The organism is Rheinheimera sp. EpRS3 (assembly GCF_001513785.1).
GTDB lineage: Bacteria > Pseudomonadota > Gammaproteobacteria > Enterobacterales > Alteromonadaceae > Alishewanella.
In genome coordinates, this window is the sequence record NZ_LNQS01000010.1 from 265935 (window position 1) to 283108 (window position 17174).

13 protein-coding genes are annotated in these 17174 nt (G+C 50.6%); 8 read left to right on the forward strand and 5 right to left on the reverse strand.

From position 1 onward, the window contains the following. Positions 1 to 3: 3 nt before the first annotated feature. Positions 4 to 1158: an efflux RND transporter periplasmic adaptor subunit gene (locus tag AR688_RS16660; protein WP_068236621.1), complete on the reverse strand. Its 1155-nt coding sequence runs from the start codon at positions 1156 to 1158 to the stop codon at positions 4 to 6. A gap of 156 nt (positions 1159 to 1314) precedes the next feature. After that, entirely contained in the window at positions 1315 to 2247 is a 933-nt protein-coding gene (locus tag AR688_RS16665) for a LysR family transcriptional regulator (protein ID WP_068237266.1), read from the reverse strand. A 96-nt stretch (positions 2248 to 2343) separates the two neighbouring features. Here AR688_RS16665 and AR688_RS16670 point away from each other — a divergent pair, with 96 nt between their 5' ends. From AR688_RS16670 to AR688_RS16695, 6 genes are all read left to right on the forward strand, one after another. After that, the gene (locus AR688_RS16670) at positions 2344 to 2778 is read left to right on the forward strand and encodes a DMT family transporter (protein ID WP_068236624.1); all 435 of its coding nucleotides are present in this window, start codon (positions 2344 to 2346) and stop codon (positions 2776 to 2778) included. Positions 2779 to 2787: 9 nt separating this feature from the next. Next, positions 2788 to 3243: a DMT family transporter gene (locus AR688_RS16675; protein WP_068236627.1), complete on the forward strand. Its 456-nt coding sequence runs from the start codon at positions 2788 to 2790 to the stop codon at positions 3241 to 3243. 108 nt (positions 3244 to 3351) lie between these two features. Beyond that, the gene (locus tag AR688_RS16680) at positions 3352 to 4350 is read left to right on the forward strand and encodes an alpha/beta fold hydrolase (RefSeq protein ID WP_068236630.1); all 999 of its coding nucleotides are present in this window, start codon (positions 3352 to 3354) and stop codon (positions 4348 to 4350) included. Between the two features lie 421 nt (positions 4351 to 4771). After that, positions 4772 to 7726, forward strand: a complete 2955-nt coding sequence (locus AR688_RS16685; protein ID WP_068236633.1) for a TonB-dependent receptor — start codon at positions 4772 to 4774, stop codon at positions 7724 to 7726. An 83-nt stretch (positions 7727 to 7809) separates the two neighbouring features. Next, positions 7810 to 8523 carry a SapC family protein gene (locus AR688_RS16690; RefSeq protein WP_068236636.1) on the forward strand — a complete coding sequence of 238 codons (714 nt, stop codon included), beginning with the start codon at positions 7810 to 7812 and terminating at the stop codon, positions 8521 to 8523. A gap of 15 nt (positions 8524 to 8538) precedes the next feature. After that, entirely contained in the window at positions 8539 to 9537 is a 999-nt protein-coding gene (locus tag AR688_RS16695; protein ID WP_068236639.1) for a cupin-like domain-containing protein, read from the forward strand. On the opposite strand, the gene AR688_RS16700 is transcribed toward AR688_RS16695, so the two are convergent. Genes AR688_RS16700 through AR688_RS16710 form a run of 3 tightly spaced genes read right to left on the reverse strand, consistent with a single transcriptional unit; the run spans position 9534 to position 14308 of the window. Beyond that, positions 9534 to 10514, reverse strand: a complete 981-nt coding sequence (locus AR688_RS16700; protein ID WP_068236641.1) for a glycoside hydrolase family 16 protein — start codon at positions 10512 to 10514, stop codon at positions 9534 to 9536. The two genes, AR688_RS16695 and AR688_RS16700, sit on opposite strands and share 4 nt — an antisense overlap. 4 nt (positions 10515 to 10518) lie before the next feature. Next, a complete protein-coding gene (locus AR688_RS16705; protein ID WP_068236644.1) occupies positions 10519 to 13044 on the reverse strand; it encodes a glycoside hydrolase family 3 protein in 2526 nt (841 codons plus the stop codon). A gap of 13 nt (positions 13045 to 13057) precedes the next feature. Beyond that, positions 13058 to 14308, reverse strand: coding sequence for a sugar MFS transporter (locus AR688_RS16710; RefSeq protein ID WP_068236647.1), 1251 nt, complete (start codon positions 14306 to 14308; stop codon positions 13058 to 13060). A gap of 156 nt (positions 14309 to 14464) precedes the next feature. Here AR688_RS16710 and AR688_RS16715 point away from each other — a divergent pair, with 156 nt between their 5' ends. Together AR688_RS16715 and AR688_RS16720 are read left to right on the forward strand one after the other, a co-directional pair. Further along, positions 14465 to 15799, forward strand: a complete 1335-nt coding sequence (locus AR688_RS16715; RefSeq protein WP_068236650.1) for a GH1 family beta-glucosidase — start codon at positions 14465 to 14467, stop codon at positions 15797 to 15799. A 27-nt stretch (positions 15800 to 15826) separates the two neighbouring features. Beyond that, positions 15827 to 17167, forward strand: coding sequence for a glycoside-pentoside-hexuronide (GPH):cation symporter (locus AR688_RS16720; RefSeq protein WP_068236653.1), 1341 nt, complete (start codon positions 15827 to 15829; stop codon positions 17165 to 17167). Positions 17168 to 17174 lie beyond the last annotated feature (7 nt).

Consider the following 17174-nt stretch of genomic DNA (forward strand, 5'->3'; position numbering starts at 1 on the left):
TCCTTAACTGGCCGGAACCGGTTGATCGGTAATCACTTCCACTGCGCGGCCCGGCCTTAAGCGGTCCAGCCCTTCCAACACCACCAGATCGCCGGTTTGCAGGCCATCTTCCACCGCCACCAGGCCGTTATCTGCGGCGCCCAGTTTAACCTGGCGGATTTGCGCTTTGTTTTGCTCAATTACATACACATAATTACCGGCCGAACCATACTGCACAGCGTCTTGCGGAATCGTTACCGCGTCTTGCTGCACCGCTACATTCAGCCTTACATTGACAAACTGATTGGGGAACAGCTCTTCCTGCTCGTTAGCAAATTCGGCTTTCAGCCGCAGTGTGCCGGTAGCAGCGTCAATCTGGTTGTCCAGAATCGTAAGCGCGCCCTGGCTGAGCAATTGCTGCTCAGATCTGTCCCAGGCTTCTACCGTTAAGCTTTCACCACGGCGCACGGCATCCCGCACCTGCAATAACTGACTTTCAGGAATGGCAAACACCACTGCAACAGGTGAGCTTTGCGTAATAGTTACCAGCCCTTCGGTATTATTGGCCTGAATAAGGTTACCCGGATCAACCCGGCGCAGGCCCAGACGACCACTGATAGGCGCATGAATACGGGTGTAGGACAATTGCAGCTTGGCCGCGTCAATTTGTGCCTGATTCGATTTAATTGTGCCCTCAAGCTGCGCTACCAAAGCCTGCTGCTGATTATACTGCTGCGCTGAAATAGAGCTTTGCTCACGCAGTTTGCTGTAAAGCTGTAAATCCGCTTCAGCGTTTTTCAGTTGGGCCAGATTTTGCTCCAGTTGGCCCTGTGCCTGCGCCAATTGGATCTGATAATCGGCTTGCTCAATTTCTGCCAGCAACTGGCCCTGCTCAACTTTGTCGCCTTCGGTGAAGGCTAGTTTCTGCAGTATGCCGGTTACCCGGCTTTGCACTACTACGGTATTTAATGGCGTAACCGTGCCAATAGTTTTTATTTGTACCCGTAAATCGGCGGCATCAGCCGTTACTACCCGTACCGGAACCGGCATTGCCCAGGGGTTCATTTGCCTGGCGGGCGCTGCGTCTGAATTGCCAGCCTTTGGCCATAAAAAATAAGCTGCAGCTGCAACTACTACCACCACACCTGCCAACAGCAAAGGTTTCTTCAGCAACGCCATTTTCCGTAATTCCTGTAACCTGAGTAAAATCCGCGCTTACTATAAGTTAGCGTTAACATTGGCTCAACGCAGCAAACGTCAAGATTAGGTAAAGATTGTCAGCATTTCGGCAGAACACTACTTTAGTGCGTTAAAACGCACAGGTATGAACTGCTATTACAGTTGCCAGTAAAGTGGCGAGCCGTACACTTCGGCAAAGTAGTCAATGGTTGCCCTGACATTCAGCGGCGGGTGACGTACATTAGGATAAATAGCCGCGATGTGCTGAGGCTCAGTATTAATGGCCGCATCGTGCTGTGGCAGCAACTTAATCAGCTCGCCTTTTTTCAGACAATCGCCCAGTAGCCAGTCGGGAAACAGCACTATACCCATGCCTTTAAGCGCTGAAATCAGCAATGTTTCGGCATTATTAGATGTCAGCAAAGCTGCCACCGGATAGTGGGTCCAGTTTTCGTGCTGCTGTTTAAACAGCCAGCGGTTGGGGCCGGAAGAGCCTTTATACACCAGACATTTATGCTGGTTTAAGTCGGCCGGGCTTTGCAGCATACCGTGCTGGCTAACATAGCCAGGCGAAGCGGCAAGATGATACACTTGAGTGCCAAAAACCCGGGCGTGAAATGAAGAATCTGTCAGGGCGCCGATGCGAAAGATCAGGTCGGTGGCATCGCGATGCGGATCGATAAAGTCGTCGGTTTGTGTCAGCTCTATTTGTAGCTGCGGGTAACGTGCAGTTAAACCTGCCAGCCAGGGCGCAATATGGCGCTGGCCAAAAAATACCGGCGCATTAATTCGGATCAGGCCGCCCGGCTCCAGGGTTCTGTCCTGCAGCGCCTTGCGTGCCTCACTTACCTGCTCGATAATAGTTCTGGCGTAGTTAACAAATAGCCTGCCCGCTTCTGTCGGCACCACTGCGCGGGTGTTGCGGTAAAAAAGTTGCTGCCCCAGTGCGTCTTCCAGCTGTTGTATGGTACGCGACACCATAGAAGCCGACACGCCTTCCCGCCGCGCTACTACAGAAAAACTCTGCGCATTAAACACACTGATAAACAACAGTAGTGTCTTAATACTCACTGCATTTACATCATTCACTTGTGCAACTCCTGCAAAGGTCATTTCCAGATTATAGCGTTTTTCGTAACACTACACTGCTGTAAGCTGCGCCACCTGAACTATTGGAGCGTGTATATGCAGATTTTATTGATATTGCTCGTTGTGGCCGGCGGCATGGGGTTGTCGGTTGAGGCCGGCCTGTTAGGGCCGCTGGGCAGTGAAGTAGGTGAGTTATGGGCCACCTTCAGCATTTTTGGTGTCGGCGCAGCACTGACATTTCTGTTAATGCTGTTTTTCAGCCCGCGCAACAGCCCATCATTTTTTGTCCAGCCCCCCTTGCTGCTGCTTGGCGGCGTACTGGGCCCGGTTTATGTGGTTATTCTGACGCTGGCAGCACCGGCCATTGGTATTGCCATGACCATGATTGGCATTCTGGCAGGCCAAGTATTTAAAAGCTTAATTATTGACCACTATGGTTTATTTGGTACGGCGCGTCGCAAAATTGATGTTAAACGTATTATTGCACTGCTGTTTATTGTCGCCGCACTGGTGTTTATGGCTAAAGGGTAAGGTAACGCTATGACTATTTTAATGATTATGTTGGCGGTAATTGGTGGCGCAACGCTAAGTGTGCAAGCTGCATTAAACGGCCGGCTGGGCAGCAATGTGGGTGTGTTTCGCAGTGCCTTTTTAACCTTTTCGGTCGGGGCTTTAGTTACCGCATTACTTATTTTCTTTTTTGAACCCCGCCATGCCGTTACCTTGCTGGATGTACCCAAGTGGCAGCTACTTGGGGCAATGTGTGGTGTACCCTATATTGTTATTATGGTGCTTGCGGTACAACGCATTGGCACTGCAGTAGCCACGGTAGCCGTGATCTTTGGCCAGTTAACCATGAGTGTGCTGATTGATAACTTCGGCTGGCTGGGCAACGAAGCCATTGCGCTGTCAAACAGCCGCATGGCGGCAATTGCCTGCCTGGCGATTGCGCTGTTTTTTATACACTCCAGTAGTAAAGTAAAAACAGCAGCCTAATGCCACACCGCTAACAGCCAGCAAAAACCGGTGCAACAATAGAGGGGTGGTTCATCACGGTGTTTTTCTTTACACTCAAACGAAGTTAAAACAAAACAGGAACAATTTATGCGTATTTTCACAGCTATTGTTGCCACTGCTATGGCTTATATTTTTTCAGCCCCGGCGTTTGGCCAAGCCACTTATGGCCCGCGCCTGGAAGGGTTTGACTATCCGTTTGAAGTAAAAAACTACCCGTTGTTAACCCAGGGCCAACAGCTGGAAATGGCCTATATGGATATCAGCCCAACAGCAGCAGCTAACGGCAAAACCGCGGTACTATTGCATGGTAAAAACTTTTGTGCCGCCACCTGGCAAGCCAGTATTAAGGTGCTGGCCGGGCAAGGCTACCGTGTAGTAGTGCCTGATCAAATCGGCTTTTGTAAATCCAGTAAGCCAAAGGGCTATCAGTTTAGCCTGGCTCAACTGGCTGCTAATACAAACAGTTTACTAAATAGTTTGGGTGTTACCCGGCCGGTTATTATCGGCCATTCTATGGGCGGCATGCTAACTGCGCGCTATGCGCTGCAATACCCGCAAAACGTGGAAAAAATTGTACTGGTTAACCCTATCGGCCTGGAAGACTGGCAGGCTGAAGGCGTGCCTTATGCCACTATTGACGCCCTGTATGCTAACGAACTGAAAACCAGCTTCGACAGTATTAAAGCCTATCAGCTGAAGTTTTATTACGACGGCAACTGGAAACCGGAGTATGAGCAATGGGTAACTATGCAGGCCGGCCTTTATGGCGGAGCAGGCAAAAACATAGTGGCGATGAACCAGGCACAAACCTCTGAGATGATATTTACCCAACCCGTAGTGCATGAATTTGCCAATATCCGCGTACCCGCAGTGCTGATTATTGGCGGAAAAGATCGTACCGCACCGGGTGCCAACCGCGCCAGCAAAGAACTGGCGGCTAAGCTGGGCAACTACCCTAAGCTGGGCCGGGAAGCTGCCAAGGCAATGCGGGCAACTCTGGTGGAGCTGCCCAAACTGGGCCATTCGCCACAGGTAGAAGCGGAACAGGAATTCCATCAGGTATTATTAAAACATCTGGCAGACTAGGGGTATTAAAGGCTTACGCCTTTATCACGGTAATAGCAGCAGCGTTTATCACGCTGCTGCTTTTTTGCATACCATCTGGCAGAAACTATCCGACAACCCATGACCCGCTTTAACATGCTCTGAAGCACTAACTCAGAGCAACGACATTATTTTTCCCATGCCATCGCAGTTACCGGCAATCATTTGTATTTAAAATAGAAAATGACAACACAGCAGTATTAAGCCAACACTTTGCACCAACACGAATCAGCCACGCTGCAATATTGTGCAGCTTTTTACTGCTGACGTATTGACCTTGCGGCGTTAATCACTTACCTTTTGTAAGCGCTTACATTATTGATTTGCACTACAAGATTAAAAATGTAAGCGCTACCAAATAACTAAAACGATTAGATACTCAGAAAAATACGGGAGAAAGGGTATGAACCAAACACGTTTCAAACTATCGCGTCTGGCGGTAAGTTTGTCACTCATTACAGGCGCCGGTGTTATGGCTCCTGTTTACGCTAATGACGAAACAGCACAAACTGCCGAGGTTGAAGTAATACAGGTAACCGGTATTCGCGGCAGCTTAGCCAAGTCGATGGATATTAAACGTGAATCAACCGGGGTAGTAGATGCTATAACGGCTGAAGATATTGGTAAATTCCCGGATACCAACCTTGCTGAGTCATTGCAACGTATTACCGGTGTATCAATTGATCGCTCGAATAACGAAGGTAGCCGCATTACAGTGCGCGGCTTTGGCCCGGAATTTAACCTGGTTACGTTAAATGGCCGCCAGATGCCAACTACCGGCGGTGGCCGCTCGTTTGACTTTGGTAATATTGCCACTGAAGGCGTTAGCGGTGTGCAGGTGCATAAAACCAGCCGTGCCGATGTACCCAGCGGCGGTATTGGCGCCACGGTAAATATTTCCACTGCCAGGCCACTGGATAACCCGGGCCTGAAAGCCTCAGTTGGCGTAAAAGCCGTACACGACACATCTAATGAAGTGGGCGATGATTTAACTCCGGAAGTATCCGCTATTTTCAGCAACACCTTTGCCGATGAGAAGTTTGGTATTTTGCTGTCTGGCTCTGTGCAAGAACGTAACAACCGCGCAGAGGGCATGGCAGTAGATAACTGGATCCCGAATGTCGATTTATCGAACTCACCTAACCTGCAGCTGACCGATAACAACCAGCGCGCTGACGGCAATACCTGGTATCCGCAAAATGCCGGTTACGAAATTCTGGATAATGATCGTAAACGTACCAACGGGCAGTTGGTTATGCAGTTTGCACCAACCGACAGATTTAAAGCCACGCTGGATTACACCTATTCTAAAACCGAGCTGGATGTAGAGCGGGTGGGCTTTGGTGTCTGGTTTAATAATGGCGGCAACGTACAAAGCGCCACCATTAATGAAAACGGCACCTACGTTAATATGACTGAGGTTAATGGTGACTACTCCACTAACCTGAACCGTAACGGCTCTGCCAGTGAGAATAAATCTCTTGGCCTGAACCTGGAGTGGCAGGTTAGTGATGCACTAAGCCTGGAACTGGATTACCACAGCTCAGAAGCAGTAAGCATGGGTACAGGCCTTGGCCATGATGCCTATATGATTATTGGTAATACATCTTGGGCAGGTGACGATGCTCACCCCAACGCGACAGCTAATCTGGAAACCAAAACTGCTGATTTTAGCGCTGGCGGTATTCCCGTTATTGACTTTACCCTGACCAATGGCCAGACCGAGCTATTGCCACAGGATATGGGCTCATTATTTGGCGGTGTTAGCAAAAATGAAGACAAGAACAAAATGGACCAATTGCAGCTAAAAGGCCAGTGGCTTAACAGCAGCAACAGTGCTTTGGTCAGTTTTGACTTTGGCGCAACCTACACCGATATGTCGTTCCGCTCTACCAACGCTTACTCCGGGCAGCTGGCAGCGGGCTGGTGGCTGTGGTCAGCCGACTGGTATCCGGATGACATGTTTTACCGTGTCGACACCAGCGGTTTACTCGACCAGTTTTCAGGTGGCGGCAGCGACAAAAAAATCAACTACTTCTATATGGCGGATTTCTACGACGTAGTAGATATTGCGCAAAGTATTGACTGCGACCACCCTGATGCCGGTATTGGCGCCTGCAGCTGGCCTGAAGAATTGGGCGGCGTATTTGGTGCTGGCCCGATTGATGATGATCACAGAGTAGAAGAAGAAACCGTTGCACTGTATACCCAAGCCAAGTTTGAAACCGAGTTTAATGGTATGCCGGTAAATATCACCACCGGCTTACGTTATGAGCAAACCGATGTCACTGCAAACAGTTTAGAGCGCCCGGCAGTGAGTATGCAATGGGTAAACGGCAACGAGTGGGCTTATACCTATGCTACCGACCGCTCTTTCTCTGAAGGCAGCGGTAAAACCCGCGAGTTCCTGCCTAATGTTGATATGAACATCGAGATTGCTGATGACGTTATTGGCCGCTTCTCATACAGTCGCTCGTTAACACGGCCACCGGTAGGGGCTTTACGCTCAACTACCACTTTTGCCGGTAACCCTAAAGTGGGCCAGCGTAAAGTGTCTGTTGGTAACCCGGCGTTAAAACCTTACACCGCAGATAACATCGATTTATCGCTGGAGTATTACTATCAGCCAGGCAGCTATGCGTCTGTTGGTTACTATCGCAAGCAGGTAGAAAACTTTCTGGTCAATACCACTACTGAGGAAGAGCTGGCTGGCATTCGGGACCCTTTTATCGGCCCGCGTGCAGAGCAAGCTATTGCTGATTTAGTAGCAGAAGGCTTGCAACCTACCGATCAGGCTATTCATGATCGCATCAACGCAAATCAGGGCACCCCGCAAGGCACCCCGATTACCGGCGATGAAAATGATCCGCTAACGGTATTCTCTGTGGCGCGTGACACTAACGTCGAAACAGCGAACCTGTGGGGTTGGGAGCTGGCTGCGCAGCACATGTTCGGTGAAACCGGTTTTGGCGTGCAGGCAAACGCTACCTTGGTATATGGTGATATCGAAGCTGATGTTAACGCCATTGGTTACCAGTTTGCGCTGCCAGGCTTAAGCGATTCGGCTAACCTGTCATTGATTTACGAAAATTATGGCCTGTCTGTGCGGGTGTCTTATAACTGGCGCGACGAGTTCCTGTCAGGCTTTGATCAGCATTCTGCGCCGGTATTTACCGAAGCCTATGGTCAGTGGGATATTAACGTAAACTATGCAGTCACCGACAACCTGACAGTATTTGTCGAAGGATTAAACGTTACCGAAGAAACGCAGCGTACCTATGTGCGTTTCCCGGAGCAATTCCTGCGTGGATATCAGTATGGTGCCCGTTACAATTTAGGCGTACGTTATAACTTCTAACGACACCGTTTTTTGCTAAACCAGAAAGCCGCTGTAATAAGCGGCTTTTTGTTAGTTAATACCGCAACAGCCAGGGAGAAATTATGGCCAATCATGCCGTGCTGGATAACATCAGCCATAAAGATATCAAGATTATTACCAAAAGTGGCAGCACCTACGGCGACAATGTTAGCCTGACTACCGCCTTTATCAGTGAATTTATGCAGTTGCAAAGCTGGTACCCGCTGTTTTTCCGCCATAACACCGCTCAGGATACCTATGAGCCGGTGGTGTTGCTTGGCGTAAAGCCCGGCCAAAACCTGTTTTTGCAACAGGATAGCTGGCAAACAGGCTATATACCGCTAAGTATGCAGCGCCAGCCATTTTTGATCGGCTTTCAGCAACAGCTTAACAACGGTGTACCGCAGCAAGTACCCGTGGTATGCATTGATCTGGACCATCCCCGCGTCAGCCTGACTGAGGGCGAAGCGGTATTTTTACCGCATGGCGGCAATAGCCCGTTGCTTGAGCATGTCAGCTCCGTTTTGCAGCACATTCAGCAGGGTCATCAGGCGAATCAGGCATTTAGTGTCATGTTAACTGAATTAAATTTGCTACAAAGCCTGACGCTGGAACTGAGCTATCTGGGTGCGGTGCACAAGCTGGCCGGCCTGTTTAGCATTAACCGCCAGCAACTTAGCCAGCTAAATGCAGCACAGTTACAGCAGTTGCACCAACACGGCTATCTGGAGGCGATTTATTTGTTACTGGCATCTCAGGCGAATATCAGCAAAATGCTGACTATGGTGCAGGCCTAATCAGGTGATATCAACATGCAGGCAATAGACGAAATAGATTACAACGCTGCCAATATAACCAACTTACTGGCCGGGCGCACCACGCCACTGGTGTTGCGTGGTCTGGTACAACACTGGCCGCTGGTGCAGCAAGCGAAGCAATCTGACGCCGCAGCAGCAGCTTATCTGCAAGGTTTTGCTGCTGATGTGCCAGTACAGGCTTTTTTTGCGGAACCGACAGCAAAAGGCCGTTTTTTTTACAATGACGACTTAAGCGGGTTTAATTTTCAGCAGCGCCAAACCAGGCTTAACAGTGTGCTAAACAGCATATTGCAGCATGGCGGGCAAACCGATGCGCCGGTATTTTACATGGGTTCTACCACCGCAGAGTATTGTTTGCCGGGGCTGACAACGCAAAACGCACTAACCCTGGACAGCATTAATCCGCTGATCAGCGTATGGCTGGGTAACCGCAGCCATGTGGTAGCGCACTATGATGTACCGGACAATATTGCCTGTGTCGCAGCAGGTACGCGGCGTTTCACGCTGTTTGCGCCAGAGCAAATGGCTAATTTATATATAGGCCCGCTCGATTTCACCCCAGCCGGGCAACCTGTCAGTATGGTAGATTCGCGCCAGCTGGATTTCGAACGCTATCCACGCTTTCGCCAGGCTTTACAGCAGGCGCTAACGGCCGAGCTCAGTGCAGGCGACGCGATTTTTATTCCGTCAATGTGGTGGCATCAGGTAGACAGCTTAAGTGATTTGAATATTCTGATTAACTACTGGTGGCGGCAAACTCCGGCTTACTGCGGTTTACCCACCGATGCCCTGCTGCATGCCATGCTCAGCATACGTGACCTGCCGCCGGCACAGCGTAAAATCTGGCAGCAACAGTTTGAACACTACGTGTTTAATGCCAATGACGATACCGCAGCACATTTACCGGCAGATAAACGCGGCATACTGGGGCCAATGCTGGAGCAAACGGCACGTAAGCTACGTGCCATGTTGCTAAGCAGGTTAAACCGCTAAGGTTGCTGGCGCTGATATACCCGCACGTAGTCAATTTGCAGGCTTTGCGGGTAGGCACTGGCATCAATGCCGGTTTCATTCACTGACGCCGCCCAGTTGCCACCTACGGCTAAATTCAGCAGTAAATGAAAAGGCTGGTCAAAAGGGGCATGCCTGGGCAAGGCGGTTTTTAGTGTCACAGCGCCAGTGTGCCATTCGCTACTTTTTTGCGTAGCGTACAACACATCATCGACATACCAGCGAATTTCACCCGGTTGCCATTCTATCGCATAGGTATGAAAATCATTGGCCGGGCTTTGCCCGTCGGGCAGTTTATAACTCTGACCGCTATGCACATTGTCTGGCCAGAGTTCGCCGTAATGTAAGGTGCCGTGGATACGCCGCTCAGGTTCGTCAGCCAATGCGCTGGGTTCATCAGAAACTGTACCGAGGTTTACCGCTTCCATAATGTCTATTTCACCGGATAACGGCCAGGGGCCGTATAACCAGTCTGTTGGCAGCATCCATATTGCCGGCCAGCTCCCCTGACCTGTCGGTAATTTAGCGCGAATTTCAAAGCGGCCATATAGCCAGTCGCCTTTACCCTTACTGCGCAGCCTTGCCGACGTATAAGGCAGAGTTTTGCGCTGATGCGGGCTAAAACTCGGATCATCTTCGTTTAACGCCGGGCCGGTGAAGGTTTCTTTGCGTGCCACTATATATAGCACGCCGTTATCAACATAGGCATTTTCCGGCCTGTCGGTATAACACTGTTGCTCGTCGTTACCCCCACCCCAGCAGTTTTGTTCAAAGCTCCATTTACTCTGGTCAATACTGTTGCTGTCAAACTCGTCCTGCCACACCAGTTGCCAGTCTGCGCTGTCAATAGCATCAGGCTGGTGTTGTGCCACGCTTTGTTCATCTGGCTCTGGTGGCACTGTGGTGCTGCAGCTTACCAGCACAGCGCTGGCAAGCAGGGTAACGAGGTAACGGCGCATATTTTTAGTCTCCGCTGCAGGAAAGAGTAGCGTCGCCTGCCGCAGCAGGTTTCAGCCGGATATCAGCCAAGCTTAGCACCAGCGGCGCTGTTGTGGCTAATGATACCGGCGTGAAAATCTGGCTGAAGTCAGCGCCTTGCCGGGCAAAGCAGGCTAAATCAACGCTGAGTGTATGCCATTCTTCATCGGCCAGAGCCTGTAATTGCGCCGCTATATTCACTGTACTGCTGCAGTTTTGCGCACAATCGATACCCAGCAGTACTGTATCCGGCACTGCGCCGCTGCGTTTTACCTGCAACACCAGCGCACTACCGGCTTCCTGGTAAGAGCGTAAATCGGCAGGGAAAGCACTGCTTAGTGACACTTTGGCTTCACCGCTAAAGGCAAAACGGCGCGCGTCTTCCTGTACAGCTTTATCAAAAGTGCGCATGGCAATATTTCCCAGTTGCTGCACGCTGCTTACTACTGCCTGCGTTTCGGCGCCACTGTGTAGCTGTAACTGATACGGTGCTTTTACTGCCCGCTCGAACAGCACTAAATCGTCCAGTTCTGTATCTGTGGCGACCTGCTCTTGCAGAGTATTGCTCAGCGTGCTGGCATCGCCGTAGCGCAAACCAAAGCCGTAAGGCAGCAGCGGCTGATAATCTGCGTCGTGCCGGTTTACCATTTGCTGCGCGGTGGCAGGCCAGCTGAAAGATAACTTACCGCGAAAATCGACATTAGCACTGCCGTCTGCTTTTGCCATGATTACATCAGCCACACCGGCACCTTCGCTGCCCGGCAGCCATACTGCTACAAACGCATCAGAGGCATTGAGTTCTGGGTTAACCCACAGCGGGCGACCACTGATAAACAGCGACACCACTTTAATGCCATCGGCTTTAAGTTTACGCAGCAGCGCTAAATCGGTTTTATTGCCACGCTGATACTCTAAGTTATCCAGATCGCCATTACCTTCGGCGTAGGGTTGCTCACCAAATACCACCACCGCTACGTCAGGCTTGTTACTATAGCTACCATCTGTGCTTAGCTCGGTACTGCCACCTGCGGCATCAACGGCCTGTTTAATACCGGCATAAATGGAACTGCCGCCGGGGAAATCGCTGTTAGTGTTGCCGGTGCCCTGCCAACTGATGGTCCAGCCACCCGACTGCATGCCAATATTGTCGGCACCTTCACCGGTAACCAAAATATGCTGCTTAGGGTTTAACGGTAAAATGGCATCGTTGTTTTTCAGCAACACCAGGGATTGCTGCACAGCTTCACGCGCTACAGCGCGATGTTCAGCCGAGCCTATCAGCTCGGTTTTACCCGACAATGGCCGCTTAGCCGGGCTGGGTTTATCGAATAAACCGGCGCGCAGTTTTACGCGCAAAATCCGCCGTACTGCATCGTCAATCCGGCTAAGTGGAATAGCGCCGTTTTCAACCTGCTCAATCAGGTTATAGTACAGCGGTTTCCAGGCTGCCGTTGGCACCATGTAAACGTCCAGCCCGGCCAGTGCGGCCTGGGCGCAGTTATCATTAGTGCAACCGGGGATCTGGCCATGGCCGTTCCAGTCACCTACCACAAAGCCATCAAAGCCCATGCGGGTTTTCAATACGTCGGTTAGCAGATATTTATCACCGTGAATTTTACTGCCGTGCCAACTGTTAAATGACGCCATAACACTTTGTGCGCCAGCCTGCAGGCCGCCCACGTAGCCCTGGGCATGAATGCTGAACAGCTCTTGCTCACTGGCAATATTATCGCCCTGATCATCCCCCCCTACAGTGCCGCCATCGCCAACAAAGTGCTTAACAGTGCTGATCACCCGCTCATCGCCGAGAAAATCCTGATCTGCCGCGCCCTGTAAACCGGTGACAATAGCCGCGGCGTAATCGTGCACTATGTCGGGGTCTTCCGAGTAACCTTCATAGGTGCGGCCCCAGCGATCATCACGTACCACCGCAACCGTGGGCGCAAACACCCAGTCGATACCGGTAACCATCACTTCGCGGGCGGTTACTTTGGCAATTTGTTCAATTAATGCCGGGTTATTTGCCGCGCCCAGGCCAATATTGTGCGGAAATAATGTCGCACCAATCACATTATTATGGCCGTGTACCGCATCAGTGCCCCACATGGTTGGAATACGGCTGCCGTCCAGACTGTCATCTATTGATGCCTGATACATCGCCTCGGCCAACGCTATCCAGTCGGCAGGTGTAGCATGTTTATTATCATTTGGAAAAGCACCGCCACCGTTTAAAAATGAGCCAAAACCATATTTGCGCATATCTTCAACTGTAATATCGCGGATTTCCGGCTGGATCATCTGGGCAATTTTATGCTGCAGCGTCATGTCTGCCATAATATCGGTGATTTTTTGCTCCATAGCGGCATCTTTTGCTACGGGTAATTGTAATTCTGGCCAAATGGCAGCGGTTTTATCTGTCACAGTGTCAGGCTCTGTTGGGGCTTTGGCGCAGGCTGTCAGAATGACAGCGCAACTTAAACTTACCAGTGAAAGTTTCAGGCGAAATGTCATAGGGGGTTCTCCGTTACGCCACAGCACGCGGTTTGCTGCCAACCGCGCCGTACCAGGCAATAAATACATAACACAGCAAAGGAATAATAAAAGCGATCTGCACGTTAACCGTGTCAGCCAGCCGCGCCTGCGCCAGTGGTAGCACTGCACCACCGACAATCGCCAGACATAAAATGCCCGAGCCCTGACCGGTGTGTTGCTTTAAGCCGTGAATAGCCAGGCTGAAAATAGTTGGGAACATAATAGAGTTACATAAGCCCACCAGTAACAGCGCCCACATAGCCAGGCTGCCACTGCTGCTGATCGTCAGCGCCAGCAGAATCACGGCACACACCGCGTTAAACGCCAATACCTTGCCCGGGGCAATATATTGCATAACATAAGCACCGATAAAACGGCCAACCATAGCGCCGCCAAAATACCAGGCAATATAATGTGATGCTTTTTGCGCATCCAGGCTGCTGATATCAGGCTGGGTAATAAAACTCACCAGAAAACTGCCAATACCTACTTCAGCACCCACATAAACAAAAATACCCACAGCACCCAGCACCAAATGCCGGTAGCGCCAGGCCGAGCCACTGGTTATATCCAGATTTGCATCTTTTTTACCCAGCTTTGGCAGACGCAAAAAAGCAAAAATCAGTGCCATTATAATCAGCACAGCCGCCAGTAACAGGTAAGGCATTTGCACGGTAGATTCAGTTACTTCACCCGGCGTGGGCGCTTCCATGCCACCAAAAATCAGCCAGGCACCAAAAAAGGGCGCTAAAGTCGTACCAAGTGAGTTAAAAGCTTGCGTCATAGTTAGGCGGCTGGAAGACGTTTCAGGCCGGCCCAGCACACTAACATAGGGGTTAGCAGCAACCTGCAAAATGGTAATACCGGCGGCTAACACAAACAGCGCGATCAGAAACAGCGGATAGTAATGCGCGGCTGCGGCAGGGTAAAACAACAGGCAACCGGCACCGGCAATAAGCAGGCCGGTAACAATACCCGACTGATAGCCAATACGGCTTACCAACATACCAGCAGGCACAGAAACTACAAAATAAGCACTGAAAAAACAAAACTGAATTAACAACGCCTGCGTGTAGGTCAGGTCAAACAAGCCTTTGAGGTAAGGCACCAGAATGTCATTCAGACAGGTAATAAAGCCCCACATAAAAAATAATGTGGTTAACGATGTTAAAGCAAATCTGTAGTTGAGCTGGCCTGATGCAGCCTGTGGCGTAGCCTCGCTAAGCGTTGGTGTTACAGCCATCTTGTCCTCCCCGGTGTTTTATGTTTTTCATTGACGCGCGCTTTGTCGCCGTCTAGTATGATGTAAGCGCTTTCATTTATAGCATATATCACGCTGTTGGCAATCCTTTTGTCGCTCAGCAGCCCGTAACAACACGACCGGAAGATAGCAAAACCGATGAAAATAACCTTAGCCAACAGCTCACCCTTGCTTAAACCTGACTTTGTGTTTGGTGTTGCCACTGCCTCGTTTCAGATTGAAGGTGCCGCCGATAGCCGCGAGGCGTGCATCTGGGACACTTTTTGTGCACAACCCGGCCGGATTAAAGATGGCTCAAACGGCCTGGTTGCCTGCGACCATATCGCACGCTGGCGTGACGATGTTGAGTTGATTGCCGCACTGGGTGTAGATGCCTACCGCTTTTCAGTGTCGTGGGGCCGGGTAATTAATGCCGACGGCAGCATAAACCAGGCCGGGCTGAATTTTTATCTGCAACTGCTTGATGCGTTAAACGAACGCAATATCAAAGCTTTTGTTACGCTGTATCACTGGGATTTACCGCAGTACCTGCAAGATAACGGCGGCTGGCTTAACCGCAGCACTGCCTATAAATTTGCAGAATATGCTGATATTGTCAGCCAGGCCTTTGGTGACAGAGTGTATTCTTACGCCACATTAAATGAGCCATTTTGCAGTGCTTATTTAAGTTATGAAGCCGGTATTCATGCCCCCGGCGTGCAAAACCGCCAGCAAGGCCGCCAGGTAGCGCACCATTTATTGCTGGCGCATGGTTTGGCCATGCCGCTATTGCAAAAAAACGCGCCACGGGCACTTAATGGCATAGTCCTGAATTTCAGCCCCTGCCATGCGGCCAGCAACAGCGAAGCGGATATCCGCGCCGCCGATATGGCCGATCAGTACCACAACCAGTGGTACCTGCAACCGTTAATGGAAGGCTGTTATCCGGCACTGCTGCAACAACTGCCCGCGGCCGAGCAGCCACAAATTCAACACGGCGATATGGCTATTATTGCCCAGCCACTGGATTTTCTCGGTGTAAATTACTACACCCGCACCGTGTACCGTGCTAACAGCAAAGGCTGGTTTAGTGATGTACCGCCCACCACGCCACCGTTAACAGATATGGGCTGGGAAATTTATCCGCAGGGCTTAACTGAAATATTACTGGCAATACATCAGCGCTATAAGCTACCGCCGGTGTATATTACCGAAAACGGCGCCGCCATACCTGACACCATGCACCTTGGACAGGTGCATGACACGCAGCGGGTTAAATACTTTGAGCAGCACTTACAGGCCACTGAAAATGCCATTACTGCCGGTATGCGTATTGATGGCTACTTTGCCTGGAGCCTGATGGACAATTTTGAATGGGCCGAAGGCTATGCCAAGCGTTTTGGTATAGTCTATGTCGATTACGCTACACAACAGCGCACATTAAAAGACAGTGCTATAGCACTGCGTGAAGTGTTCGCCGGGCGTAAAAAATAATAATAAAGCAGTTATCACGGGGTTAGCATGCTGACAAAACGGGAAAAAGTGGCCTACGGCCTTGGCGACACCGCCAGCAATATTGTGTTTCAGACGGTAATGCTGTTTTTAACCTTTTTCTACACCGATATTTTTGGTATTTCGCCAGCGGTGGTAGGCAGCATGTTTTTGCTGGTGCGCATTATTGATGCGGTAACCGACCCGTTAATGGGTGCAATGGCAGATAAAACCAAAAGCCGCCACGGTAAATACCGGCCCTATCTACTCTGGCTGGCATTACCCTTTGCTCTGTGCAGCGTGCTGGCGTTTACCACACCGGATTTATCTGCCAACGGCAAAGTTATCTACGCTTTTGCTACTTACACCCTGCTGATGCTAGCTTATACCGCCATTAATATTCCGTATTCTGCGCTCGGTGGTGTATTAACAGCAGATCCAACCGAGCGGGTGTCGGTGCAGTCTTACCGTTTTGTGTTCGGTATGCTTGGCGGCTTGCTGGTTACTGCCTGTACGCTGCCGCTGGTTAACTTTTTTGGTAATGGCGATAACGCCAAAGGTTATCAGCTCACCATCGCCGCTATGAGCGTACTGGGCCTGGTGCTGTTTTTACTCTGCTTTGCCGGCACCCGTGAACGGGTGCAACCACCGGCTGATCAGCAGCTTACGCTGCGCAGCAGTTTTGCTTCGCTGTGGCAAAATGATCAGTGGCGTATTTTGTGTATCGCTGCGTTTTTTCTGCTTACCGGCATGGTGCTGCGCACTACACTGGCCATTTACTATGTTAAATATTTTTTAGGCCGTGAAGACTTAATCACTGCTTTTGTTACGTTGGGCATGATCGGCAATATCGCCGGTTGCGCTGTAGCCCAGTGGCTTAGCCGTTATGTCGATAAAGTAAAAGCCTATATTGGTTTGCAGTTGATCTCTGCAGCCATTTGTATACTGAGCTTTTTTATCGGCAGCGAGCAACTGGTGCTGGCATTTGCGTTGTATTTTCTCTGGGGCTTCTTTTTACAAATGGCCACGCCACTGTTGTGGGCCAAAATGGCCGACACCGTTGACTACGGCCACTATAAAACCGGCATTCGTATTACCGGCCTGGTGTACTCGTCTATCGTATTCTTTATTAAACTCGGGCTGGCGTTAGGTGGCGCACTGGCAGGCTGGTTACTGGCCGGATACGGCTATCAGGCCGACGTGCCACAAACTGCAACCGCACAACAGGGTATTTTACTCAGCTTTACGGTACTGCCTGCTATTGGCTCAATACTGGTAGCAGTGGTCATGAGCCGTTATCGCTTAACCGGACCACGGGTGCTGGATATCCACCACCAGCTGGCGCTGCGCGCTGGTGGCACTGCACCCTAGCATGCTA